The organism is Aeromonas sp. 11P (assembly GCF_051920165.1).
Taxonomy (GTDB): Bacteria; Pseudomonadota; Gammaproteobacteria; order Enterobacterales; family Aeromonadaceae; genus Aeromonas; species Aeromonas veronii.
The window spans coordinates 4049230-4073063 of sequence record NZ_JBQBDJ010000004.1; the positions used below are offsets into that span (position 1 = coordinate 4049230).

The window sequence follows — 23834 nt, forward strand, 5'->3', positions numbered from 1 at the left end:
CCGGATCCTTTGGCATATCAGATTAGCGAGTCCTCTTATGTCCCCGAAAACCATCTTCTCGAGTGTGGCGCTGGTGATCGCACTGGGATCACTGGAAAAAAGCATCGTTACCACCCCGCTGCCCATGATTGGCGCCGAGCTGCATGCCGGTGGTGCCCTCACCTGGGTGGTCACCGCCTACCTGCTGGCGGCCACCGCCGTGCTGCCCCTCTATGGCAAGCTGAGCGATCTCTTTGGTCGGGTGCGGATGCTCAATATCGGCATCGGCCTGTTTCTGGCGGGCTCGGTGGCCTGTGCTCTCTCTCAGGATCTGCCGACCCTGCTGGCTGCGCGGGTGCTGCAAGGGCTGGGGGGCGGCGGCCTGATTGCCCTCGCGTTTACCGTGATTGCCGACACCATTCCACCGCGGGAGGTGGGCAAATATCAGGGCTACATCTCGGCGGTCTATGCGGTCTCCAGTATCGCTGGCCCCTTGCTTGGCGGCTATTTCACCGAGCAGCTCAGCTGGCGCTGGATCTTCTGGATCAATCTGCCGCTTGGGGCGCTGGCGGTCTTTCTCATCAACCGCAACCTCAAGCAGCTCAACGTGCGTCGTCACAGTCGCTTCGACTGGAAGGGGGCGGGTCTGCTGATTACTGTCACCACGCTCACCCTGTTGCTGCTCTCGCCGGAGGCGGCGCTGCCCGCCGTCTGGCTTTCGGCAGCGCTGGGCGTTGCATTGCTGCTGCTCATTCTGATTGAGCGGCGTGCCCACGACCCCATTCTGCCTGCCCATCTGGCACGGCTGCCCGGTTATCTGGTGAGCGTGCTGCTGGTGATGCTCTCCCAGCTGCTGATGTTTGCCGTGCTGGTCTATCTGCCGTTGCAGATGCAGTGGCAGAAGGGGTTGAGCGCCAGCGAGAGCGGGATGAGCATGGTGATCTTCATGATCTGCATCACCGCCGGCGCCTTTGTCGGCGGCAAGTTGATAGGCCGTACCGGTCACTACAAAAGCTTTGTTGCGGTCGGGTTTGCGCTGGCGGCGGTGGCTCTGTGGCAGATCCACTTCGATGCCTGGGTCAAGCTGGCCCTCGGGTTTGCCGGTATTGGTCTGGGTCTGGTGCTGCCCGCCCTCTCGGTGGTGGTGCAAAATGCCCTGCCACGGCAGGATCGCGGCATCGGCATGTCGCTGTTCAACTTCGGGCGGGAGCTCGGCGGTGCCGTCGGCGTGGCCATCTGCTCCATGCTGTTTCACTTGCGCCTGCCTGCTGGCAGCGGTGGCGATCTGAGCCGACTTGCCCCCGATCTGCTGGCCCCGGGCTTTAGCGCAACCTATATCGGCATGGCACTGATCGCCACGCTGGCGCTGCTCATCACCCTGCTGGCGTTGAAACGCCACGAGCTGGCCTCTATCAGCGCCTGATTTGGTCTGTGCCGACATTGGCTCACCATAGATAGCATCAGGGCTCCCCGCGGGGAGCCCTGATCGTTATTTGGCGAATAGAGTGGCTGCTGCCATCAAGCCATGCGTAAGTTACTCCTGCACTGGACTCTCCTTGCCCGCCAGTTGGCTCAGCCAGGCGAAGCGGCGATTGGCCTCCTGCTCCGCCTCTTCATAGAGCTGGCTGGCCACCTCCGGCAGCTGGCGTTCCAGCCGCTGGAAGCGGGGCTCGTGGCGCAAGGTCTCGGCCAGCGAGGCGCTGGGCGCCCGCGAGTCGAGCGCCAGCGGCAGTTTGCCCTCGTCAGCGCGGCGCGGGTCGAAGCGGTAGAGGGGCCAGAAACCGGTGGCGGTCAGCTGTTTCATCTGCTCATGGCTCTCGGCCATGTCGTAGCCATGCTCCTCGCAGGGGCTGTAGGCGATGATGAGCGACGGCCCCGGATAGGCTTCAGCCTCCTGAATCGCCTTCACAGTCTGGTTCATCTGGGCGCCGAGGGAGATCTGCGCCACATAGACGTGACCATACATCATCACGCTGGCCCCGAGATCCTTGCGTGCCTTGCGTTTGCCCTGCTCGCCAAACTTGGTGATGGCCCCAAGCGGGGTTGCCTTCGACTGCTGGCCGCCGGTGTTGGAGTAGCACTGGGTATCGAGCACCAGCACATTGATGTTCTCCCCCAGACTCAGCACATGGTCGAGTCCGCCAAAGCCGATGTCGTAGGCCCAGCCATCGCCGCCGATGAGCCAGACCGATTTTTCCACCAGATAGTCCGCATCGCGAGCCAGCTCGTGGGCTGCCGGAGCCTTGCTCTGTTGCAGCAGCTCCCGCAACTGCTGGATATGGGCCCGCTGCTCGGAAACCGGCAGGGTGGCATCGCCGAGCGCCTCGCGCAGCGCTGCCGGTATGGTGTCGCCTAGGCTCGCCAGCAGACGGCGCACCCGCTCCCTGTGCTGATCGATGGTGAGGCGGAAGCCCAGTCCGAACTCGGCGTTGTCTTCAAACAGCGAGTTGGCCCAGGCCGGCCCGCGCCCCTCTGCGTTGGTGGTGTAGGGGGTGGTAGGCAGGTTGCCGCCATAAATGGACGAGCAGCCGGTGGCGTTGGCAATCAGCAGCCGATCGCCATAGAGCTGGGTCAGCAGCTTGATATAGGGAGTCTCGCCACAGCCGGAGCAGGCGCCCGAGTATTCAAACAGCGGCGAGATGAGCTGGGAGGTGCGAATGTCGATGCGCTCCAGCTGCTCGGCGCTGCGCTCTGGCAGGTCGAGGAAGAAGTCGTAGTTGGCCTTCTGCTCGTCGAGGTGATCGAGGCGTGAAGCCATATTGATCGCCTTGCGATCCGGGTTGCTGCGATCCTTGGCCGGGCACACCTCGACGCAGAGGTTGCAGCCGGTGCAATCCTCCGGCGCCACCTGCAGCACGTACTGTTGGCCGCGCATGTCACGGGATTTCACATCCAGCGCATCGAGAGTGGTGGGAGCAGCGGCCAGCGCATCCGCTTCCACCACCTTGGCGCGAATGGCCGAGTGGGGACAGGCGGCGACGCAGTAGTTGCACTGGGTGCAGAGCTCCGCCTCCCAGATGGGGATCTCCTTGGCGATATTGCGCTTCTCCCAGCGGGTGGTGCCGACCGGCCAGGTGCCATCCGGCGGGAAGGCGGAGACCGGCAGGCTGTCACCCAGTCCCGCCAGCATGGCGGCGGTGACGGTCTGGACAAAATCGGGGGCCTTGGCCGAAACCACCGGTGGGCGCGGGCGGCTGGCGGGATCCAGTTCGCCAAGTGGCACCCGGGTCAGGGCGGCGCAGGTTGCCTCCAGTGCCTGCCAGTTGCGTTCGACCAGCGTCTGCCCCTTGCTGCCATAGCTGGTGGCGATGGCCTGCTTCAGCAGGCTGGTCGCCTCTGCAGGGGGAATGATGGCGCTGAGCTGGAAGAAGGCCATCTGCATCACGGTATTGATGCGGTTGCCGAGCTGGCAGTCGCGGGCAATCCTGGCGGCGTTGATGATGTAGAAGCGCGCCTCTTTCTCGCGCAGGGCACGCTGCACCTCGCTGGGTAGTCGTTGCCAGATCTCCGCTTCGCTGTAGGGGGTGTTGAGCAGGAAGATGCCACCTGCTTTCAAGCGCTCCGCCATCCGGTACTTGTCGACAAACTGCCACTGATGGCAGCCGATAAAGTCCGCCTCTTCCACCAGATAGGCCGATTGCAGCGGCCGCTCGCCCACCCGCAGGTGAGAGACGGTGAGGCCGCCCGCCTTCTTGGAGTCGTAGACGAAATAGCCCTGCGGATAGAGGTCGGTGTGGTTGCCGAGGATCTTGATGCTGTTCTTGGCCGCCGAGACGGTGCCATCGCTGCCAAGGCCGTAGAAGAGCGCCTCCAGCTTGTGTTGCTGGCTGTAGATGGGGCTTTGCGAATCCAGCGCGGCCAGCGGTAGCGAGAGACCTGTGATGTCATCGAAGATGCCGACGGTAAAGCGCGGACGCGGGTTCTCCTGCGCCAGTTCAGCAAACACCGCCAGCGCGCAGGCGGGACCGAACTCTTTGGAGGAGAGGCCATAGCGGCCGCCGATAACCCGCGGCAGGCTTGCCCGCTCGCCCCGGCTGACCGCTTCGGCCAGCGCCGTCATCACGTCGAGATAGAGGGGCTCGGCCTGTGCGCCCGGCTCCTTGGTGCGATCCAGTACGGCGATGGCGCGGGCACTCTCGGGAATCGCGGCCAGCAGGTGCTCGGCCGAGAAGGGACGGAACAGCCGCACCTTCACCAGCCCCACCTTCTCCCCTTGGGCAAGCAGGCGCTCGATCACCTCTTCACAGGTGCCAATCGCCGAGCCCATCAGCACCACAATCCGCTCCGCCTGCGGGTGGCCGACATATTCAAACGGCCGGTAGTGGCGGCCGGTCTGCTCGCCAAAAGCCTGCATTGCCTCATTCACATGGCCATAGGCGGCGTCATACCAAGGGTTGCTCGCCTCTCGGCACTGGAAGTAGGTGTCCGGGTTGGCGGCGGTGCCGCGAATGACCGGTTTGTCGGGGGTGAGCGCCCGGTCACGATGGGCACGGATGGCATCTGCGGGTAGTAGGGCGCGCAGGGTGTCGTCAGCGAGCGGCGCTATCTTGGCGATCTCGTGAGAGGTACGAAAGCCGTCGAAGAAGTGGATAAAGGGGAGGCGGCTGTTGAGGCTCGCTATCTGGGAGATCAGGGCAAAGTCCTGCGCCTCCTGCACATTGCTGGCACAGAGCATGGCACAGCCGCTCTGGCGCACCGCCATCACGTCCGAGTGATCGCCAAAGATCGATAGCGCATGGGTCGCTACGGTGCGCGCCGCCACATGCAGCACGAAGGGGATGAGCTGACCCGCCAGCTTGTAGAGGTTGGGGATCATCAGCAGCAAACCCTGCGACGAGGTAAACGAGGTCGCCAAGGCGCCGGTCTGCAGGGCGCCGTGGACGGCGGCAATGGCGCCCCCTTCCGACTGCATCTCGACAACCCGGGGCACATCCCCCCAGAGGTTCTTGCCCCGCTCGCTCGACCAGGCCGACGACTGTTCAGCCATGGCCGAACTGGGGGTTATGGGGTAGATGGCGATGACTTCGCTGGTGCGGTACGCCACCGAGGCGACTGCGTTATTCCCGTCTGTGGTGATCATGTGTTTTCCACTTTGCTATGCCAGTTTGAAGGCCGATAGTTGCATCGGCAATGGATAGGTCGCAGGCATAGTAAGAGGGGCAATGAGAGCGTATCAAACGGGATAAATAATCAATTAATAAGTCAGTAATAGTGGTTAATTTAACCCCTTCGAGTAGGGGCGTGATTTTCTGCTAGTAGCCGGTGGGGTGGCGATTGACGGGCCATTGCTATGGCCCGTCAACACGGGGCTAACCCTGCTCCACTTGCAGCCAGATGGCGCACTGATAAGGGGCGAAGAGCTGCATCGGTTCGCTTGGGTAATTGGCCAGCAGCAACCGCATTCCGTCTGCCACCTTGTCGAAGTGGGGCATCGGCAAGGGGTTCGCGGTGAGATTGGCGAGCAGCAGCAGGGTGTGCCGCTCTCCGCTGGCCGGATCCTGCCAGTGGCGGCGATAGCTGATGCGCTCGGGATCATCCCCATCCAGCAGCTCGAATTTGCCGTGGCGAACGACAGGGTGAGCCTTGCGCAGGGCGATGAGCTGGCGATAGCAGTGAAACGGCGAGTCGGGGCGAGTCAGCTGCTCGGCGGCATTAATCTCGATGTGATTGGCGTTGAGGGCAATCCAGGGGGTGGTGGAGGTGAAACCGGCGTGGGGACCAGCATCCCACTGCATCGGGGTACGGGCATTGTCGCGGCTGATGGCATCGAGCCGCCGACTCAGCTCGGCAGGATCCAGCCCTGACTGGCTGGCGCGGTAGTTGATTGCCTCCACATCGCGCAGCTCGTCCGGCTGCCAGTGGCGGTTGGTCATGGCCAGCTCCTCCCCCTGATAGATGAAGGGAGTGCCCTGCATCAGGTGCAACACCATGGCCCACAGCCTGGCGCTGGTTTCGCGCCACTTTGGCCTGTCATCGCCAAAGCGGGAGACGGCGCGGGGCAGGTCGTGGTTGCCGAGAAACAGGCTGTTCCAGCCTCGGCCATGCAGCCCTTGCTGGTGGCGGGCCATGGCACGTTTGAAGGCGAGGGGAGCAAAGCGGGATGACCACTTGTCACTGCCGAGCCCCAGATGCTCGAAGTTGAACACCATGCTGAACTCGCTGCCATCCGTGCTGGAGTAGCGTTGCATATGGGCGAGATCGGCCCCCCAGGTCTCCCCCACCGTGATGATCCCCTTGCCGCCGAAGCTCGCGGCATTGAGCTCGAAGATATAGTCGTGCAGGTGCGGGCCATTGCTCATGGCAAGCCGGTCCCACTCCTTGCTCACCATGTCGATCACATCGAAGCGAAATCCCTTGATCCCTTTGCCCAGCCAGAAGTTGATCACCGCCGCCATTTCGACCCGCACCGCCGGGTTATCCCAGTCCAGATCGGCCTGACTGGAATCGAAGTTGTGCAGATAGTAGCGATCAAGCGCTGGTACATACTGCCAGCCGCTGCCGCCAAAAATCGAGGTAATGGGGTGAGCATCGACAAAGGCTTGATCCCGGAATACGTAGTAGTCCTGATAGCAGGGATCCCCGGCCAGTGCCTTCATAAACCACTCGTGCTCGGTAGAGGTGTGGTTGGCGACGATATCCATCATGATGCCGATGCCGTGAGCGGCCGCTTCGGCTATCAGCTGCTCCATCTCGGTCAGGGTGCCGAAGGCGGGGTCGATGGCACGGTAGTCCGCCACATCGTAGCCGTTGTCCCGCTTGGGGGAGCTATAGATGGGGGTGAGCCAGAGCATATCGACCCCGAGGGTGGCCAGATAGTCGAGGCGCTGACGGATGCCGTTGATATCGCCCATGCCGTCGCCATCGCTGTCCTGAAAACTCATGGGGTAGATCTGGTAGATGACGCAGCTATCGAGGTCGATATCGGGCGTGTGAAGGGAGTGCGTATTCATCAGCTTGGCCGGTTAGGGGAGAAGATTTTCTATCTTACGCAGATGAACGGGTACTCGACAGGGCAGGGGAAACCTTGAAAAGGGTTCCATAGTTGGCTGATTGCCAAAAGTGCGGGAAGGGTCACAAAGGTGCCATCCCGAGCCACGGCGGTGGTCGGGATGGCTGGCACTTCTTGCTGATGCAGTGCAAGGAAATGGGCTACTGGGCCGCTTTGGCCTGCTCGCTGCGCTGCTCCTGCTGGCGTTCGGTCTGGGCTTCCAGCTCCTTGCCGAGGAAGTAGTTCAGGAAGGTGCGGATCACCGCGATGATGGCGAGGCGGATCAGCTCCTCCTTGCTCGGTGCGACCGTGGTGGCCAGGATGTCGGCGGCGAGCTGGAACTCCAGCGCCAGAATGAGCCAGCTGCCAAAACAGAGGCGAATGCGGGGAAAGCCCGGTTCGTGATCCTCCATCCGTGCCGCCAGCCAGAGGGTCTTGCCAAGCCCTATCACCACACAGGCGATGGAGATGATCTCCAGCAGCAGCTGGAACAGCTCGACCCCGTGCATCATCCCTTCTCTCAGGCTCGCTATCTCAAACACTCGGGTCACCTCCATGATTCAAAAGAGGACACTATTAACACATCGCTCGGCAAAGGCCAAATCAGAGTCTCCTGATAAGCAGTGAGAGCTGTTCAATGAGCTGACGCGCAGTGGGGCTGACTCCGGCCAACTGGAAGAAGCCGTGTATAACACCCAGTTGCCGCTGACAGGTGGTTCTGACACCGGCTTGCAGCAGTTTGCGATAGAGGGCTTCCCCTTCATCGCGCAGCGGATCATATTCCGCCGTTACGATATGGGTCGGTGGTAATCCTGACAGGGCGGGATGGTGGAGCGGGCTGGCTTCGGGATGAGTGGCGGGTAGCTCGCCCAGATAGGCGTGAAAACCGCTTAACAGCATGTCGCGGGTGATGAGGTAGTCATCCCCTAGCTGCCGATAGCTGTCACTGTCGCCCGCAGCATCGAGCATCGGATAGATGAGCAGTTGGGCTGCAGGCAAGGGTGCGCCTTGCTCCTTGAGTCGCAAGGTGGTGATCAGGGCGATGTGCCCGCCGGCACTGTCGCCCGCAAGGACAACCCGCGCCGGATCCCCATGCCATTTCTCCATATCGGCCATGATGGCGAGCGTAGCAGCCAGTGCATCGTCGTGTGCTGCAGGATAGGTGTGTTCGGGGGCAAGGCGGGTATGTACCGCGAACACCAGTGCTTCGGCGCGATTACACAGCATGCGCATCTGGCGGTCGTGGGTGTCGAACTCGCCGCTGACAAAACAGCCGCCATGAAAGTAGATCAGGGCCGGACGGTTTGCGCTTGAGGTGGGCGCTGGCTGATATAGGCGAATGGAATAATGGCCATGTTGCCACTCTTCGACAGCGCCAACCTCCTCCCGTTCACAACCCAATATGGCTGAAGCAAGATATCCTTCACGCCGCTTCTGCCAGCTCAGGCTGCTCGCCTTGGGGCGGCCTGCAGCGATGAACTCTGCCACCATGGCCGCAATGGCCGGTTCAAGTTGTGTATCCATAATTCACCAACAACTGTATATAAAAACAGTTATTTTGCGCTTTTAGCCAGAGAGCGCAACCGGCGTTAGCTGAGGCAGCTCACAAATCATGTTTCAAACAGCTGGAATTCAATCACATAGAGCGGCGGCAGAGCGGGGTAGATATCGCGGATCACCTGTTTGAGCTCGGGGAGGGTCATGTTCTCCTGACGGGCGTGCTCCTCATTCAGTTCATCGAAGGCCACTGCATTGACGGAGAGCACCTCTATGGTGCCGAAGGGCTGGTGCTCCGGGTTTGTGAACAGCGCCAGCCGCTGGCCAGGCTGCCAGTTGGCCTCGCTCTCGTCGCGGATGGTGATGGTCTTGCGGCCCGCCTGAATGTCGGCAACGAAGCGGCTGAAGAAGGTGAACTCTGGATAGGTGTGAGTAGACATGGTGACTCCTGACGGGGTGAATCGAAATGGGATGAATGTAAATCAAAGGTCGAGATAGGCGCGCAGCTTGGCCAGATCGGCGATAACGGGGCCGTCGCTGCCGTCGGCAACTATGCCCTGTTCAACCAGCTCCTTGAGGGCGCGGCGGTAGACCCGCTCGGTGGTGCCGAAGCGCGCCGCCTCGTGGGCCCGCTTGCGCGATCCCAGCATGGGTGTGCGCTGGCGCTCGCGCCACAGCTCGTAGGCGATGTTGTAGGCGATGGGGTGGAGCAGCCGGCTGGTGGTGATCTCCAGCGTATCGAGATAGTCGCTGGCAAGCGCCGCGGCGAAGAAGAGGATCAGCTCGGGCTCGGCCAGCAGGCGCTGGGCCAGCTTGTCGGCACAGATGACCCGTGCGTCCAGCTCGGTCCCGGCCACCACGTTCCACTGCACCGGAGTGGCGCTGAAGAACTCCATTTCTCCAAAGATCTGGCTGTGACACTCAATCTCACCGAGCTGGAAGATGCGGCCCGAGTGGACGGCGCTATTGAGGGAGACCCGCCCTGCGCCCACCAGATAGAGCTGCTCGCTCAGCTCCCCCTGCCGCATGATGGATTCGCCCGGCAGGTAGCGACGCAGAAACAGGGTGCACGCTTCCAGCGCCGCGGCAAAGCGGGGTTCCAGTTTGGCGAGTTCGGCGTGAAAACGACCGAGGGGATAGGGCTGTTGCTGCATGACGTACCTGTCGCACCGATGACGAGGGCCATGAGGCTAACAAGAGCGCGGGCCGGATACCAGCCCGCCTCCTGTCGAATGTGCCGTGATTAACGGTTTGCGGGTTATTGCACCAGGGCGTGGAGGGCGGCGGCGATGGCGTTTCGCTCGCCGTTCATCATGGCCAGCTCGGCGTTGGCGTACTCATTGACCCCATCCTGCACATCTTGCTCGAACAGCACCACGTTGCAGAGCACGGCGGCAACCCGCACCTTGCGCAGGCGCCCCACGGTCAGCAGGGAGGCGGTCTCCATGTCTGCCCCGAGCACGCCACGGGCATGCCAGTAGCGGCATACCTCCTGCTCATCATCCCGATAGAAGCTGTCGTGGGAGCGCACCAGCCCGTGCCAATGAGGCTGGCCGCTGGCAGCAACCTGATTGAGCAGGGCGGCCTGCAGCCAGATGTCTGCGCAGGCGGGGTACTCGGCGGGCAGATAGGCCTGCGAGGCTCCCTCATTGCGTACCGCTCCTTCCACCACGATAAGGTCGCCCAGCCCGATATCGTGCTGCAGGGCGCCGGCAGAGCCGACCCGAATAAGCGATCGGGCACCGGCTTGCACCAGCTCCTCCAGCGCTATGATGGCCGAGGCGCCGCCGATGCCGGTGCTGCAAACCGTGATCGGCACTCCCTGATAACGGCCGTTGATGAGACGAAACTCCCGGTGCTGGCCCAGTACTTCACACTGTTCGAGCTGGCTGGCGATGCGATCAACCCGGGCCGGGTCGCCGCACAGCACCACCCGCTCGGCAATCTGGTCGGGGCGGCACTGGAGATGGGGTAGCAGCGTCATGGCTTATACCCCTTGTGGCTGGCGCTTGGCGGCAATCACCCAGAGGCGGGTGCCGTTGGCTGCGATAAAGAGCAGGATCAGGTATTCGAGCGACATGGCGTAGACACCCTGCGCCGCATAGATACCGATGCTGATGATGTTGATGACCACCCAGAGGATCCAGTTCTCCACGTATTTGCGGGTCATCAGGATCTGGGCGACCACCGAGAGCACCGTCATGGTGGCATCCCAGAACGGGAAGGCATCGGGGGAGGGCTCGGGGGTAGCAAGGTTGGCACCAAACAGGTTGAGCAGGGAGACCGAGGTGCGCGCCAGGGTGGCGAAGACCGGGTCGATATAGCGGGTCAGCAGGGCGATGGCCAGCACGCTCACGGCGGCGGTCACCATCAGTTTGGATTTGCTGAGCCAGCGGATCTGCAGGGTATCCCCCTGATCGTTGGCCGGGCGGGTCCAGGCGTACCAGCCGTAGACGTTGGCGCAGAAGAAGAACAGCTGCAGCATCAACAGTCCGTAGAGCTGGATCTGGAAGAAGATGATGGCAAACAGGCTGACGTTGATCAGGCCAAACAGGTAGTTGATGGTTTTCTCCTGACTGGCGAACCAGATACAGGCCAGACCAAACAGGGTGCCGATGGCTTCAATCCATGACATGGCATAGCCGCCACCCAGCGGTATGGTCACTAGCGTGTTATTGATGCTGAACAGCTCGAATATGCTCATTTTCTGATCCTTGGGCATGAGGGTTAGTATGCGAGGGCGCCATTCTAAGGGGTGAGGGGGAGGAGGGGCAGGACTTTTGTCCGCCCCGTACTTGGCCCATATCAAAGAAATCGCCGCTGCTGCCCGGTTATTCCAGCAGTGATGGGTTATGGGGCCCGGCGGGCCGGACTTTATTGATATGTAGCAAGATGATGGCGCCGTGGCTGTGGTCTGATAGAGTCCACTCTCCGGGAGGAGAATCACGTGATAAAAGGAGGTTGTATTGAATTCCGAGCTTGTCTGGGTGCTCTGTCTGCTGGCAGGCGCCATCTATCTCTTTATGACCAACAAGGTGCGCATGGACGTGGTCGCCCTGTTGATCATTATCCTCTTTGTGCTGAGCGGCACCCTCACCCTGCCGGAGGCGCTGGCGGGCTTTAGCGATCCCAACGTTATTCTGATAGCCGCCCTGTTTGTAGTCGGGGAGGGGTTGGCGCGCACCGGCATCGCCTATCAGGTGGGGGATGCGCTGGTGAAGGTGGCGGGCAGCAGCGAGACCAAGCTGCTGGTGTTGCTGATGGTAGCGGTGGCGAGTCTGGGGGCGGTGATGAGCAGCACCGGAGTGGTGGCCATCTTTATCCCGGTGGTGCTGAGCGTGGCGAATCGAATGGGGATCCCGGCCGGTCGCCTGATGATGCCCCTCGGCTTTGCCGGGCTGATCAGCGGCATGATGACGCTGGTGGCTACGCCCCCCAATATGGTGGTCAACAGCGAGTTGATGCGCCATGGCATTCACGGCTTCGGCTTCTTCGATTTCACCCCCATGGGCGGACTGATCCTGGGGCTGGGCATCCTCTACATGCTGCTGGTGCGTGGCTCCCTGGTGGGCGAGGGGGAAGAGGGCAAAGGCAAACAGAGCGGACGCCGCACTTTTCGCGACCTTATCCGCGACTATCGCCTTACCGGCCGGGCCCGCCGCCTGGCGCTGCGGCCGGACTCCCCGCTGATTGGTCACACCCTGGACGAGCTGCAACTGCGCGCCCGTTATGGTGCCCACATTATCGGGGTTGAGCGCTGGCGCAAGTTCCGCCGGGTGATGGTGCCGGTGTCGGGGATCAGTGAATTTCAGGCCAAGGATGTACTGCTGATCGACATGTCAGACCCCGAGGTGGATGTGCGGGAGTTTTGCAGCGAGGCGAGGCTCGAACCCATGATCCTGCGTGGGGAGTATTTCTCCGATCAGGCGCGGGAGGTGGGGATGGCCGAGGTGTCGCTGATCCCTGAGTCCAAGCTGCTGGGTAAAAGCGTGCGTGAGGTGACCTTCCGCTCCAGCTATGGCCTGAGCGTGGTGGGACTGCGCCGCGACGGCGAGGCACTGGCAGGCAAGCTGGTGGACGAGCCGTTGCAGATGGGCGACACCCTGCTGGTGGTAGGGAACTGGAGCCACATCAGACAGTTGCAGACCCATAGCCGCGACTTTCTGCTGATGGGGCTACCGGCAGAAGTGGATGAGATGGCACCAGCCCGCAGCCAGGCCATTCACGCGCTCATCTGTCTCGGGGTGATGATCCTGCTGATGGTGACCGACCCGGTGCCCAACGTCATTGCCGCGCTGATCGCCTGTCTGCTGATGGGCAAGTTTCGCTGCATCGATATGGAGAGTGCCTACAAGTCGATCCACTGGCCGACCCTGATCCTCATCGTCGGCATGCTCCCCTTCGCGCTGGCATTGCAAAAAACCGGCGGGGTGGATCTGATCGTCGGTGGTCTGATCAATGCGGTAGGGGAGATGGGGCCGCGGGTCATGCTGGCCAGCCTGTTTGCCCTCTGCGCGGTGATTGGGCTCTTTATCTCCAATACCGCCACCGCAGTGCTGATGGCGCCCATTGCGCTGGGCACTGCGCAGCAGATGGGGGTATCGCCCTACCCGTTTGCCATGACCATCGCCATTGCCGCCTCAGCCGCTTTTATGACGCCGGTTTCGTCACCGGTGAATACCCTGGTGCTGGGGCCAGGTAACTACAAGTTTGCCGACTTTATCCGCATCGGAGTGCCATTCACCCTGCTGGTGATGGCGGTGAGCGTGGTGGCGATCCCCTGGTTCTTCCCGTTCTGATAACCGGGATGATGAATGTGTGCACCAGCGGCCTGCGGGCCGCTTTTTTATGGCCGGGAGACAAGAGTGGCAAGGCGTGCTCGGAATAAGCGAAGAGTGACGTGAACGGAAATTAACGTGGAGCTGGGTTAATAGGGGAGCGAGAGAAAAACTGGGGAGAGGCAAATTTCAGATACAAAAAAACCAGCGTGAGCTGGTCTGTTTGGTACTGCTATTAATGGTGCGGAAGGAGAGACTCGAACTCTCACGCCTAGGGCGCCAGAACCTAAATCTGGTGCGTCTACCAATTTCGCCACTTCCGCAATATTAATGGTGGCTATGACGGGATTCGAACCTGTGACCCCCGCATTATGAGTGCGATGCTCTAACCAACTGAGCTACATAGCCGTTTGTTATCGACCACAGATGTGGAAGAGAACATAAAAATGGCTGGGGTACTAGGATTCGAACCTAGGGATGGCGAGATCAAAACCCGCTGCCTTACCGCTTGGCGATACCCCAACAGAAATAATGGTGGCTATGACGGGATTCGAACCTGTGACCCCCGCATTATGAGTGCGATGCTCTAACCAACTGAGCTACATAGCCGTTTGTTATCAACCACTGATGTGGAAGAGAACAGAAAAATGGCTGGGGTACTAGGATTCGAACCTAGGGATGGCGAGATCAAAACCCGCTGCCTTACCGCTTGGCGATACCCCAACAGTGATGCCTGACAGAAACTATCAAACACCTTTCAAAAATGGCTGGGGTACTAGGATTCGAACCTAGGGATGGCGAGATCAAAACCCGCTGCCTTACCGCTTGGCGATACCCCAACAGCGTTCCTCAACAGTCGCAGACTGGCAAAGAACTTTTAAAAATGGCTGGGGTACTAGGATTCGAACCTAGGGATGGCGAGATCAAAACCCGCTGCCTTACCGCTTGGCGATACCCCAACTAGAGATGGTGGCTATGACGGGATTCGAACCTGTGACCCCCGCATTATGAGTGCGATGCTCTAACCAACTGAGCTACATAGCCAACCTTGCTTCCGGTGAGTCGTTACCTCGTCACCGTGCGGGCCGAATTATGCGTATCTGGCTCTGGGGCGTCAACCCTTTTTTTGCCAGAAAAACGCAATTTGAGTGCGTTTGACCAGTTATTGGTCTCTGTTGCGCAAAAGCCCAACAATCTGCTTTTTTTTAAGACATTGCCATTATTGCCCGGGCAATGGCAGATAAAAAACAGGCCAGCAAATGCTGGCCTGTCATGGGATTAGACGTTGAACAGGAAGTTCATGATATCGCCATCTTTGACGATGTAATCTTTCCCTTCAGCGCGCATCTTGCCCGCTTCCTTGGCGCCTTGCTCACCCTTGTAGTTGATAAAGTCTTCAAAGGCGATGGTTTGGGCGCGAATAAAGCCTTTTTCAAAGTCAGTGTGGATCTTGCCAGCCGCTTGCGGGGCGGTGGCACCGACCGGAATAGTCCAGGCGCGTACCTCTTTCACACCGGCGGTGAAGTAGGTCTGCAGGTTGAGCAGCTGGTAACCGGAGCGGATAACGCGGTTCAGGCCCGGCTCTTCGATGCCAAGGTCAGCCATGAACTCGGCGCGATCTTCATCGTCCAGTTCGGCGATGTCCGCTTCGATGGCGCAGCAGACCACGACTACGACCGCGTTCTCGGCGGCAGCGATTTCACGCACCTTGTCCAGATAGGGGTTGTTCTCGAAGCCATCTTCCGCCACGTTGGCGATATACATGGTGGGTTTCAGGGTCAGGAAGTTGAGGTGGCTCACGGCGGCCAGCTCTTCTTTATCCAGCTTCATGCCACGGATCATCTGACCGTTTTCCAGCGCGACCTTGATCTTCTCAAGCACTTCCACTTCCAGCTTGGCATCCTTGTCGCCGCCTTTGGCACGCTTGGACTGACGGTGAATGGCGCGCTCACAGGCGTCCAGGTCCGACAGGGCCAGCTCGGTGTTGATCACTTCGATATCGTCAGCGGGAGAGACCTTGCCGGCAACGTGAATGATGTTTTCGTCGTCGAAGCAGCGCACTACGTGGCCGATCGCTTCGGTTTCACGGATGTTGGCCAGGAACTGGTTACCCAGACCTTCACCCTTGGAGGCACCGGCAACCAGACCGGCGATGTCGACGAATTCCATGGTGGTCGGCACAACGCGCTGCGGATTGATGATGGCAGCCAGCTGATCGAGGCGGGGATCCGGCATCGGCACCACACCTGTGTTCGGCTCGATGGTGCAGAACGGGAAGTTGGCGGCTTCGATACCGGCCTTGGTCAGCGCGTTGAACAGGGTGGATTTGCCTACATTGGGCAGGCCCACGATACCGCATTTAAAACCCATGGATTGTTACCTTACTTGATGGATGCTGTTGGGGGTCGCCCGCAGGCGGCCCATGTCATGCTTGTTCTGGTCGTTGCTCATGTACCGGCACAATGCCCGTACAGGGTCAAACCGACCTAACCCTTTTCCGCCTTGAAGCTGTGCAAGCGATTCATGGCCTTGGTCATATCTTGTTTGAACAGGATGTCGGTGGCGCGCAGAGACTCGTCCAGCGCGGCGTCGATCAGGTTCTGTTCACTGCTGGGGGCCTTGGTCAGGACGAAGCCAGCCACCTGCTCTTTGCTGCCGGGATGGCCGATCCCGAGACGCAGCCGGAAGAAGTTATTGTTGTTGCCCATCTTGGCGATGATGTCCTTGAGGCCGTTATGGCCACCGTGACCACCACCCTGCTTGAACTTGGCAATGCCTGGTGGCAGATCCAGTTCGTCATGGGCCACCAGAATCGCTTCCGGCTCAATCTGATAAAAACGCGCCAGTGCGGCCACCGCCTTGCCAGAGAGGTTCATATAGGTGTTCGGGATGAGCAGCCGCACATCCTGCCCCTCGACCAGGATGCGGGCAGTATGGCCGAAGAACTTGGGTTCTTCACGCAGGCTGACATTGTGCCAGCGAGCCAGTTGCTCCACATACCAGGCGCCCGCGTTGTGGCGGGTCTTGGCATATTCCGGGCCGGGGTTGCCCAGTCCGACGATCAGTTTGATTTGGCTTGTCACGCTTGATGTCTTCACTCGCAGCTGCCATGGGCACACTACCCAGGGCAATAGGACGCAATATTCTAGCCGCCGAGTGGCGATCACTCAACCAATGCGCATGTTATGGCGGGATTTGCAGCATTATTGCGGCCAATGGGTGGCTAACGGTGGGCAAACGGGCCTCTTGCAAGAGGCCCGTTTCAGTTTACCGATGGATTGTGCCCGGTTGACTACCGTAGTTATTTGGTACGCAGCAGGGTGACGGTCTCTTCATCCAGTGCTGTCAGGGTGGGACGGGCATCGCGCACATACTCTACGAAAGATGCTGCATCGGTGCCGCAATCCACGCCGCTGGCCTTGCAATCGAGGGGCTGGCCCGGGGCATAGACGGCGCTCAGCAGCTCGCCGTTTTGTGCCACCTTCAGCACCGGGAAGGCGGTCAGCTTGCCGTTGACGCTGGCGATGTCGACCCGCTCGCTCTTCTGACGCTGGGCATTGGCCAGTGCCTGCCAGCCGTCATTGCCGTTGGCGCTGTAGGCGTTCATCACCACCCGATAGCTCTGGCTATCCACCAGACCCTGCCACTCGCCGCTTGCGGTCTTGCGCTGCAATTGGGTCAGGGTGCCCGCTTTGCCTGCGCTGGTCTCCTGGAAGGTGTAGCGCAGGTGGCCACCATAGGGGAACTTGCCGGCATGGGCGCTGGCGGGCAGGGTGGCGGTGATGGTCTCGGTCAGCAGGGCACGCACCTCGGCGCCGGTCAGGGTCAGCACCGCGAGCTGATTTTTGAATGGCAGCAGGGTGAGGGAGCTGTCCCCCTCGCGCCACTCGCCGGCCGGCAGCTCGGCGCGCACGCCACCCACCGCTACCAGTGCGAAGTCGACCGGACCACCGGTCAGGGCCTGAACAGCCGGGGTATTGGCCCAGTAGAACTCCCCTTCGGCAACCAGCGGTGCCACGTCGGAGCCATGGCTGTCGCTGCCGTTGTCGCCGGGGCGACGGGCATTTTGCAACTGCTCGGGAATGGTGCCGATCACCGGGCCATAGGCCTTCTCCAGCGCCGGTTTGTAGTGGCTGTCGATGATGCCGCGCAGGCGCGGATCTTCATCCACGGTGACCAGATTGGGCTGGTTGTCGACGAACTGGCTCGCCTCCTTGCTGCGGGCATCGTCGAGCGCCTGCTTGCGCGCCGCATCGGCGAAGAAATCGCGGCTGGCCAGCAGGCTGTTGTGGCCCTGGCAGTCGGTCACCTGACCCTGGCTGTCAAAGGTCACCTGTGCCAGACCGATGGCCTGGGCGTAGGAGCCCGCCTGCACCACGCAGGTCTTGCCGATGCCATCCGGATTGGTCACCAGCTTGGCGTAATCGCCGGTCTTGCCCCAGCCGATATTGCGAAAATCGCCGAGCAGGCTGTGGGAGTGGCCGCCGACGATGGCATCGAGACCGTTTACCTTGGCGGCCAGCGCCAGATCCCGCTCGTTGCCGATGTGGGTGAGCGCCACGATCTGGTGGATCCCCTTGGCTTGCAGCATGTCGACCGTGGCCTGAGCCGAGGCGACCTCCTTGCCAAAGCGCAGCTTGCCGACGTTGGGGGCGATATTGCCCATGTCTTCCAGCACCAGACCGATGACAGCGACCAGCTGTTTGCCTTGCGGCAGGTTGTCGAGATCGGTGACCGGACTCTTCTGGTTGCCGTCAAAGGCATAGACCACGAAGGGCTTGAGGTTGTCAGCCTTGCTGAGGGCCGGATCGGCCTTGGTGTCGAGGTTGGCGGCCAGCACCGGGAAGTTGACCCCCTCGATGAAGCGGGCCAGCTTCTGATTATCCAGATCGAACTCGTGGTTGCCCAGCGCCATGGCATCGAGGCCGAACTGGCTCAGCAACTCGGCGTTGGCCATCCCCTCGTTGAGTTTGAAGTAGCCACTGCCCTGCCAGGCATCGCCACCGTGCAGCAGCAGCAAGGGCTGGTTCTTGGCTAGCGCATCGGCCTGATAGGCTTTCGCCATGGTCAGCAGGCGCGGGTAACCGCCAAAGCGGGTATAGAGTGTGTCCGTCTCCCCCTGCTGGGCAAAGATCTGCCCCTTGATCTCGGCATTGACCGGATCAAACTGGGAGTGGGTGTCGTTCATGTGAGCCAGAGTCAGCACGAAGGGCGGGTTCTCTTTGACGGGCTGACAGGCGAACAGGGCGGAGGTGAGGGTCGCGAGCAGGAGGGGACGCAAGCAATTCATGGGTAAATCCTTAAGCCTGCCGGGGGCAGGGTCGTACCAGATAGCAGAAAGTTGGAAAGAGAAGGTCCAGAAAGACGAAAACCGCCTGATGGCGGTTTTCGTTATTGCTGAATCTATCAATGCTCAAACATGGCAGAGATGGACTCTTCGTTGCTGATGCGACGAATGGCTTCGGCCAGTACAGTTGACAGCGTCAGCTGCTTGACCTTGCCGACTGCTTTCATCTCCGCAGTGAGCGGGATGGAGTCGGTGATGATCAGTTCATCGATCACGGAGTTCTTGATGTTATCGACGGCAGAACCGGAGAAGACCGGGTGGGTGGCGTAAGCGAATACACGCTTGGCACCGCGCTCTTTCAGGGCCTCTGCGGCTTTGCACAGGGTGCCGCCGGTGTCGATCATGTCATCAACGATGATGCAGTCGCGGCCGGCAACGTCACCGATCAGGTGCATGACCTGGGAGACGTTCGGGCGGGGACGGCGCTTGTCGATGATGGCGATGTCGGTGTCATCCAGCAGCTTGGCGATGGCGCGGGCACGCACGACGCCACCGATGTCCGGGGAGACAACGACAGGAGACTCGAGGTTCTTGGACTTCATGTCTTCCAGCAGCACCGGGCTACCGAACACGTTGTCTACCGGAACGTCGAAGAAACCTTGAATTTGTTCGGCATGCAGGTCAACGGTCAGCACGCGATCCACACCAACGCTGGAGAGGAAGTCAGCGACAACCTTGGCGGTGATGGGTACACGGGCAGAGCGGACGCGGCGGTCCTGACGGGCATAACCAAAGTAGGGAATAACGGCAGTGATACGGCCAGCTGAAGCACGACGCAGAGCATCCACCATGACGATCAATTCCATCAAATTGTCGTTGGTCGGGGCACAGGTGGATTGAATGATGAAGATATCGCCACCACGTACATTCTCATTGATCTGTACGCTGATCTCGCCGTCGCTAAAGCGACCTACGGCAGCATTGCCGAGTTTGATAAACAGGCGATCTGCGATCTTCTGGGCTAGTTCCGGCGTTGCGTTACCAGCAAACAGCTTCATGTCAGGCACGGTTTGAAACCTCGGGGTTGCATCCAGTATGTGGGGGAGTCTGAAATCAGACCCTATCGTTTTGGGGCAAACGATTTATCAAGATAACGTACAAGGTGTCTGCTGCCCAATGATTGTGATGATACCGGTAACCCGAATCCGTGGCCGAGTGCAAAACCGGCCACGTTAATCATCATCAATACCGTTCGGTAAAATTGGCTGGGGTACTAGGATTCGAACCTAGGAATGGCGAGATCAAAACCCGCTGCCTTACCGCTTGGCGATACCCCAATCATTTGAACTGTTGCAATGTGGAGAAGAGAGGTGATATGTTCTCGCCCTTGGCGACAAACCCATCAAGTCCCTTCGGCACGCAGGCCAACACTTCCCGAGCAGTCACTTCGTCTTCAAATTGAGCAAAGACGCAGGCTCCTGTGCCCGTCATTCTTGACGGCGCGTATTCTAGCAACCAGCCGAGCGCATTGGCAACCTCGGGGTGGCGCTTTTTCACCAGTGATTCGCAATCGTTTTTCCACTCGCCTTCCAGCAGGTTGTCCAGCGCCATTTTCGGCGTGGCTCTCGGCAGGTCCGGATCCTGGAATACGGCCGCGGTCGCCACATGGCAATCGGGCTTGAGTACCAGATACCAGGCATCGGGCAGTTCGACCGGTTGCAGCCGCTCGCCTACTCCTTCGGCAAAGGCCGCCTTGCCACGGACGAACACCGGCACATCGGCCCCCAGCTGGACGCCGAGCGCTGCCAGTTCATCTTCACTCAAGCCCGCCTGCCAGAGGTGGTTAAGCGCTACCAGCGTGGTCGCTGCATCGGACGAACCGCCGCCAATGCCGCCGCCCATGGGTAGCACCTTCTCCAGCCGGATATGGGCACCTTGCGGGCTCGGCAGGGTTGCCTGCAGCAGGCGCGCCGCCCGAATAATCAGATTCTGCTCATCCGGCACCCCGGGAATGGCCGGACTCAGGTTGAGTGTGTCGCTATTCGGTATCACCTCGAACTCGAGCCAGTCGCTGTGGTTGAGGAAGATAAACAGGGTCTGCAGCTCGTGATAGCCATCGGGACGACGGCCATTGACGTGTAAAAACAGGTTGAGTTTGGCCGGTGCCGGCCAGCGTGTGGAAGCCATTAACGTGCAAGAGTCCATTGGTTGATCTGAAGCTTGAGGCGGCTGTTCTGGCCGGTCATGGTCAGCTGGTGCGGCAGGCGGTAGCCATCCTGATCCCGATAATCGCCATAGACGATCTGCCACTGGCCGTCGCGCACGCTGGCCAGACTGCTGTCGGGGTTGAGTTCAAACTCCGCCTGACCCGGCAGCCCCTTGATCCACTCCGGTAATCCCGCAACCGGAATATTCCAGCCGGTCAGTTGATAGATGAGCGCTTCGGCATCCTGGCTCTGGTGGCGATTGCCGTCGCTGTCGAGCAGGGTGATCTCTCCCTTGCTGCGGGAGAGCTCCAGAATGCTGGTGCCAATCAGGCTGGTGAGGTTAAGGCGATAATCCTCCCCATCCTGCTGCCAGTTGAGACGGGCGCTGCCCTTTTGCTGTGGCGTGATGATGGCCATCTTGCCGGATAGCTGCCAGTGGGTCAGTTGCTCGAGACGGGCCCGCTCCTGGTTCCAGTTCACCTGGTCACGCTGGGGCTGGGTGGTGGCACAACCGGCCAGCAACAGCAGGCAGGTGAGGGTAAAAATACGTAGCAGCAAGAGACGGCTCCAGAGAGAGGAATTTGCCACAGTATACGGGGCGGCCGTATTGCTTTTAAAGACTTACCCTTTCTCGTACAATTGGCAGCCTTTGCACCCAGCGTATGAAATGATCGTCGCCCACTCATGAGTTTGCTTGCCCTCGGAATCAACCACAACACCGCCAGTGTCGCCTTGCGGGAACGGGTCGCCTTTGGCCCGGACTGCATCGATCGCGCCTTGCGTGAGCTGGTGAGCCAACCCGGTGTCAGCGAGGCGGTGATCGTCTCCACCTGCAACCGGACCGAACTCTATTGCAATCTGGAGGAGGAGCGGCAGGAGCAAGTGCTGCGCTGGCTGCAGCAGTTCCACGGGCTGGACGCTGCCGAACTGGTCACTGCCATTTATCAGCATCACGATGAAGAGGCGGTGCGCCACCTGATGCGGGTGGCGTGCGGGCTCGACTCGCTGGTGCTGGGGGAGCCGCAGATCCTGGGGCAGATCAAGCAATCCTACGCTCACGCCCAGCAGGCGGAGTCGGTGAAGGGGGCGCTGGAGCGGCTGTTCCAGAAATCCTTCTCGGTGGCGAAAAGAGTGCGTACCGATACCGAGATTGGCGCCAGTGCCGTGTCGGTGGCCTTTGCCGCCGTCAGTCTGGGTCGGCGGATCTTCTCCGATCTCTCCCAGACCAAGGTGCTGCTGGTCGGGGCGGGGGAGACCATCGAACTGGTGGCCCGTCATCTGCGCGAGCAGAACGTCACCAAGATGATGGTGGCGAACCGCACCCTGCAGCGCGCCCAGACTCTGGCGGCCGAATTCGGCGCCCAGGTTATGACGCTCGAAGAGATCCCCGACTATCTGCACGAGGCGGATATTGTCATCAGCTCGACCGCCAGCCCACTGCCCATCATCGGCAAGGGGATGGTGGAGCGCGCGCTGAAGGCCCGCCGCTTCAAGCCCATGTTTCTGGTGGATATTGCCGTGCCGCGCGACATCGAAGCCGAAGTCGATGAGCTCTCCGATGCCTATCTCTACACGGTGGATGATTTGCAGGGGATCATCGAGCAGAACCTCGAAACCCGTAAACGAGCTGCCGCACAGGCGGAAGTGATCGTGCAGGAAGAGCGCGACGAGTTTATGGGCTGGTATCGCGGCCAGAGCTCGGTCGACCTCATTCGCGATTACCGCCATCAGTCCCAGCAGGTGGCTGATGAAGAGTTGCAACGGGCCCTGCTGGCATTGGCGCAGGGCGAGAGTGCCGAACAGGCGCTCAAGGCGATGGCCCATCGCCTCACCAACAAATTGATCCACGCGCCGACCCAGGCGTTGCGCCAGGCTGCCTCCCAGGGGGATCAGAGCGAGCTCTCCCGCTTGCGGCAGGCGCTGGGGTTGTCACAAGAGCCATAATTTTCGGGCAACCTGCCGGTTGTCCCGTCCTCCATTGAGAATGCAAGAGTTATGAATCCGTCACTGATCAGAAAGCTGGAAGGCCTCATCGAGCGCCACGAAGAAGTACAGGCCATGCTCGGCGAGCCGGATGTGGTCTCGGATCAGGATCGCTACCGCGCCCTGACCCGCGAATATGCCCAGCTGGAAGATATCGTTCACGCCTTCCAGCGTTATCGTCAGGCGCAGGATGATCTGGAGACCACCCAGATGATGCTGGAGGAGGATGATGCCGACCTGCGCGAGATGGCGCAGGAGGAGCTGCCGCTCGCCAAGGCCAATCTGGAGGCGCTGGAGCAGGAGCTGCAACTGATGTTGCTGCCCAAGGATCCCAAGGATGACAACAACTGCTATCTGGAGATCCGCGCCGGTGCCGGTGGCGACGAAGCGGCCATCTTTGCTGGTGACCTGTTCCGCATGTATTCACGGTTTGCCGAGCGTCAGGGCTGGCGCGTCTCCATTGTCAGCTGCAACGATGGTGAATACGGTGGCTACAAGGAGGTGATCGCCAAGATCGACGGCGAGCGCGTCTATGGCCGTCTCAAGTTTGAATCCGGTGGTCACCGGGTACAGCGGGTGCCGGAGACCGAGTCTCAAGGCCGGGTGCACACCTCCGCCTGTACCGTCGCTGTGCTGCCGGAAGTCCCGGAAGCCGAGCAGATCGAGATCAATCCTTCCGACTTGAAGATCGACACCTTCCGCGCCTCCGGTGCCGGTGGTCAGCACGTCAACAAGACCGACTCGGCCATTCGTATCACCCACCTGCCGACCGGTCTGGTGGTGGAGTGTCAGGACGAGCGCTCCCAGCACAAGAACCGCGCCAAGGCGATGTCGGTGCTCTCAGCCCGACTGCAAGCGGCCGAGGATGAGCGCCACCGCGCCGCCGAGCAGAGCACCCGCCGCAATCTGGTGGGCTCCGGCGATCGCTCCGAGCGCATCCGTACCTACAACTATCCGCAGGGCCGTCTCTCCGAGCACCGCATCAACCTGACCCTCTATCGCCTCTCCGAAATTTTGGAAGGGGATCTGGACTGCGTTATCACCCCGCTGGTGCAGGAGTATCAGGCTGATCAGCTCGCCTCGCTGGCCGAGAACAACTAATGCAAATGGTGATC

General features: G+C 60.6%; 17 protein-coding genes, 9 tRNA genes and 1 pseudogene. 4 read left to right on the forward strand and 23 right to left on the reverse strand.

The genetic code is table 11. The features are described 5' to 3' along the window. Positions 1–37: 37 nt before the first annotated feature. On the forward strand, positions 38–1402 hold the full coding sequence (locus ACTG1P_RS18805; RefSeq protein ID WP_440001927.1) for an MDR family MFS transporter: 1365 nt from the start codon (positions 38–40) through the stop codon (positions 1400–1402). A 111-nt stretch (positions 1403–1513) separates the two neighbouring features. On the opposite strand, the gene nifJ is transcribed toward ACTG1P_RS18805, so the two are convergent. From nifJ to pnuC, 8 genes are all read right to left on the reverse strand, one after another. Further along, positions 1514–5059 carry a pyruvate:ferredoxin (flavodoxin) oxidoreductase gene (nifJ, locus tag ACTG1P_RS18810; protein WP_440001928.1) on the reverse strand — a complete coding sequence of 1182 codons (3546 nt, stop codon included), beginning with the start codon at positions 5057–5059 and terminating at the stop codon, positions 1514–1516. Between the two features lie 229 nt (positions 5060–5288). Beyond that, positions 5289–6929 (reverse strand): alpha-glucosidase, encoded by a 1641-nt coding sequence (locus tag ACTG1P_RS18815; protein WP_440001929.1) that lies wholly within the window; start codon positions 6927–6929, stop codon positions 5289–5291. Positions 6930–7128: 199 nt separating this feature from the next. Further along, on the reverse strand, positions 7129–7509 hold the full coding sequence (locus ACTG1P_RS18820; RefSeq protein ID WP_033115688.1) for a DUF1622 domain-containing protein: 381 nt from the start codon (positions 7507–7509) through the stop codon (positions 7129–7131). A 61-nt stretch (positions 7510–7570) separates the two neighbouring features. Beyond that, positions 7571–8491: an alpha/beta hydrolase gene (locus ACTG1P_RS18825; RefSeq protein WP_440001930.1), complete on the reverse strand. Its 921-nt coding sequence runs from the start codon at positions 8489–8491 to the stop codon at positions 7571–7573. 86 nt (positions 8492–8577) lie between these two features. After that, positions 8578–8904 (reverse strand): N(4)-acetylcytidine aminohydrolase, encoded by a 327-nt coding sequence (gene yqfB, locus ACTG1P_RS18830; RefSeq protein WP_440001931.1) that lies wholly within the window; start codon positions 8902–8904, stop codon positions 8578–8580. A gap of 42 nt (positions 8905–8946) precedes the next feature. Then, a complete protein-coding gene (locus ACTG1P_RS18835; RefSeq protein WP_440001932.1) occupies positions 8947–9618 on the reverse strand; it encodes a Crp/Fnr family transcriptional regulator in 672 nt (223 codons plus the stop codon). Between the two features lie 104 nt (positions 9619–9722). After that, on the reverse strand, positions 9723–10448 hold the full coding sequence (locus tag ACTG1P_RS18840; RefSeq protein ID WP_408842306.1) for a nucleoside phosphorylase: 726 nt from the start codon (positions 10446–10448) through the stop codon (positions 9723–9725). Between the two features lie 3 nt (positions 10449–10451). Then, on the reverse strand, positions 10452–11168 hold the full coding sequence (pnuC, locus tag ACTG1P_RS18845; protein WP_440001933.1) for a nicotinamide riboside transporter PnuC: 717 nt from the start codon (positions 11166–11168) through the stop codon (positions 10452–10454). A gap of 262 nt (positions 11169–11430) precedes the next feature. Here pnuC and ACTG1P_RS18850 point away from each other — a divergent pair, with 262 nt between their 5' ends. Beyond that, complete coding sequence (locus ACTG1P_RS18850; RefSeq protein WP_440001934.1) at positions 11431–13263, forward strand: SLC13 family permease; 1833 nt, start codon at positions 11431–11433, stop codon at positions 13261–13263. Positions 13264–13481: 218 nt separating this feature from the next. Here the strand turns inward: ACTG1P_RS18850 and ACTG1P_RS18855 are convergent. The 15 genes and pseudogenes from ACTG1P_RS18855 to lolB all read right to left on the reverse strand — a co-directional run bounded on the left by ACTG1P_RS18855 (position 13482) and on the right by lolB (position 21294). Next, positions 13482–13565 (reverse strand) — tRNA-Leu (locus tag ACTG1P_RS18855). A gap of 8 nt (positions 13566–13573) precedes the next feature. Then, a tRNA-Met gene (locus ACTG1P_RS18860) sits at positions 13574–13650 on the reverse strand. Between the two features lie 39 nt (positions 13651–13689). Beyond that, positions 13690–13764, reverse strand: a tRNA-Gln gene (locus ACTG1P_RS18865). Positions 13765–13774: 10 nt separating this feature from the next. Further along, positions 13775–13851 (reverse strand) — tRNA-Met (locus ACTG1P_RS18870). 39 nt (positions 13852–13890) lie between these two features. Continuing rightward, positions 13891–13965, reverse strand: a tRNA-Gln gene (locus ACTG1P_RS18875). Positions 13966–14006: 41 nt separating this feature from the next. Continuing rightward, a tRNA-Gln gene (locus ACTG1P_RS18880) sits at positions 14007–14081 on the reverse strand. Positions 14082–14126: 45 nt separating this feature from the next. After that, positions 14127–14201: transfer RNA gene (locus tag ACTG1P_RS18885), tRNA-Gln, on the reverse strand. A gap of 8 nt (positions 14202–14209) precedes the next feature. Further along, positions 14210–14286, reverse strand: a tRNA-Met gene (locus ACTG1P_RS18890). 234 nt (positions 14287–14520) lie between these two features. Next, complete coding sequence (gene ychF, locus ACTG1P_RS18895; protein ID WP_005353921.1) at positions 14521–15612, reverse strand: redox-regulated ATPase YchF; 1092 nt, start codon at positions 15610–15612, stop codon at positions 14521–14523. A 116-nt stretch (positions 15613–15728) separates the two neighbouring features. Then, on the reverse strand, positions 15729–16325 hold the full coding sequence (pth, locus tag ACTG1P_RS18900; RefSeq protein WP_139433558.1) for an aminoacyl-tRNA hydrolase: 597 nt from the start codon (positions 16323–16325) through the stop codon (positions 15729–15731). Positions 16326–16543: 218 nt separating this feature from the next. Beyond that, entirely contained in the window at positions 16544–18532 is a 1989-nt protein-coding gene (locus ACTG1P_RS18905) for a bifunctional metallophosphatase/5'-nucleotidase (RefSeq protein WP_440001935.1), read from the reverse strand. Between the two features lie 116 nt (positions 18533–18648). Further along, positions 18649–19596: a ribose-phosphate pyrophosphokinase gene (locus tag ACTG1P_RS18910; protein WP_440001936.1), complete on the reverse strand. Its 948-nt coding sequence runs from the start codon at positions 19594–19596 to the stop codon at positions 18649–18651. 195 nt (positions 19597–19791) lie between these two features. Continuing rightward, positions 19792–19866 (reverse strand) — tRNA-Gln (locus ACTG1P_RS18915). Continuing rightward, positions 19846–20716: pseudogene (ispE, locus tag ACTG1P_RS18920) on the reverse strand (4-(cytidine 5'-diphospho)-2-C-methyl-D-erythritol kinase). Before ispE ends, ACTG1P_RS18915 begins: the two are co-directional and overlap by 21 nt. Further along, a complete protein-coding gene (gene lolB, locus ACTG1P_RS18925) occupies positions 20716–21294 on the reverse strand; it encodes a lipoprotein insertase outer membrane protein LolB (protein WP_005334955.1) in 579 nt (192 codons plus the stop codon). The pseudogene ispE and the gene lolB overlap by 1 nt, the downstream one beginning before the upstream one ends. Positions 21295–21420: 126 nt before the next feature. On the opposite strand from lolB, the gene hemA reads away from it, so the two are divergent. Together hemA and prfA are read left to right on the forward strand one after the other, a co-directional pair. Beyond that, a complete protein-coding gene (gene hemA / locus ACTG1P_RS18930) occupies positions 21421–22680 on the forward strand; it encodes a glutamyl-tRNA reductase (protein WP_005362209.1) in 1260 nt (419 codons plus the stop codon). A 51-nt stretch (positions 22681–22731) separates the two neighbouring features. Next, positions 22732–23820: a peptide chain release factor 1 gene (prfA, locus tag ACTG1P_RS18935; RefSeq protein ID WP_005353897.1), complete on the forward strand. Its 1089-nt coding sequence runs from the start codon at positions 22732–22734 to the stop codon at positions 23818–23820. The last annotated feature ends 14 nt before the right edge of the window (positions 23821–23834 follow it).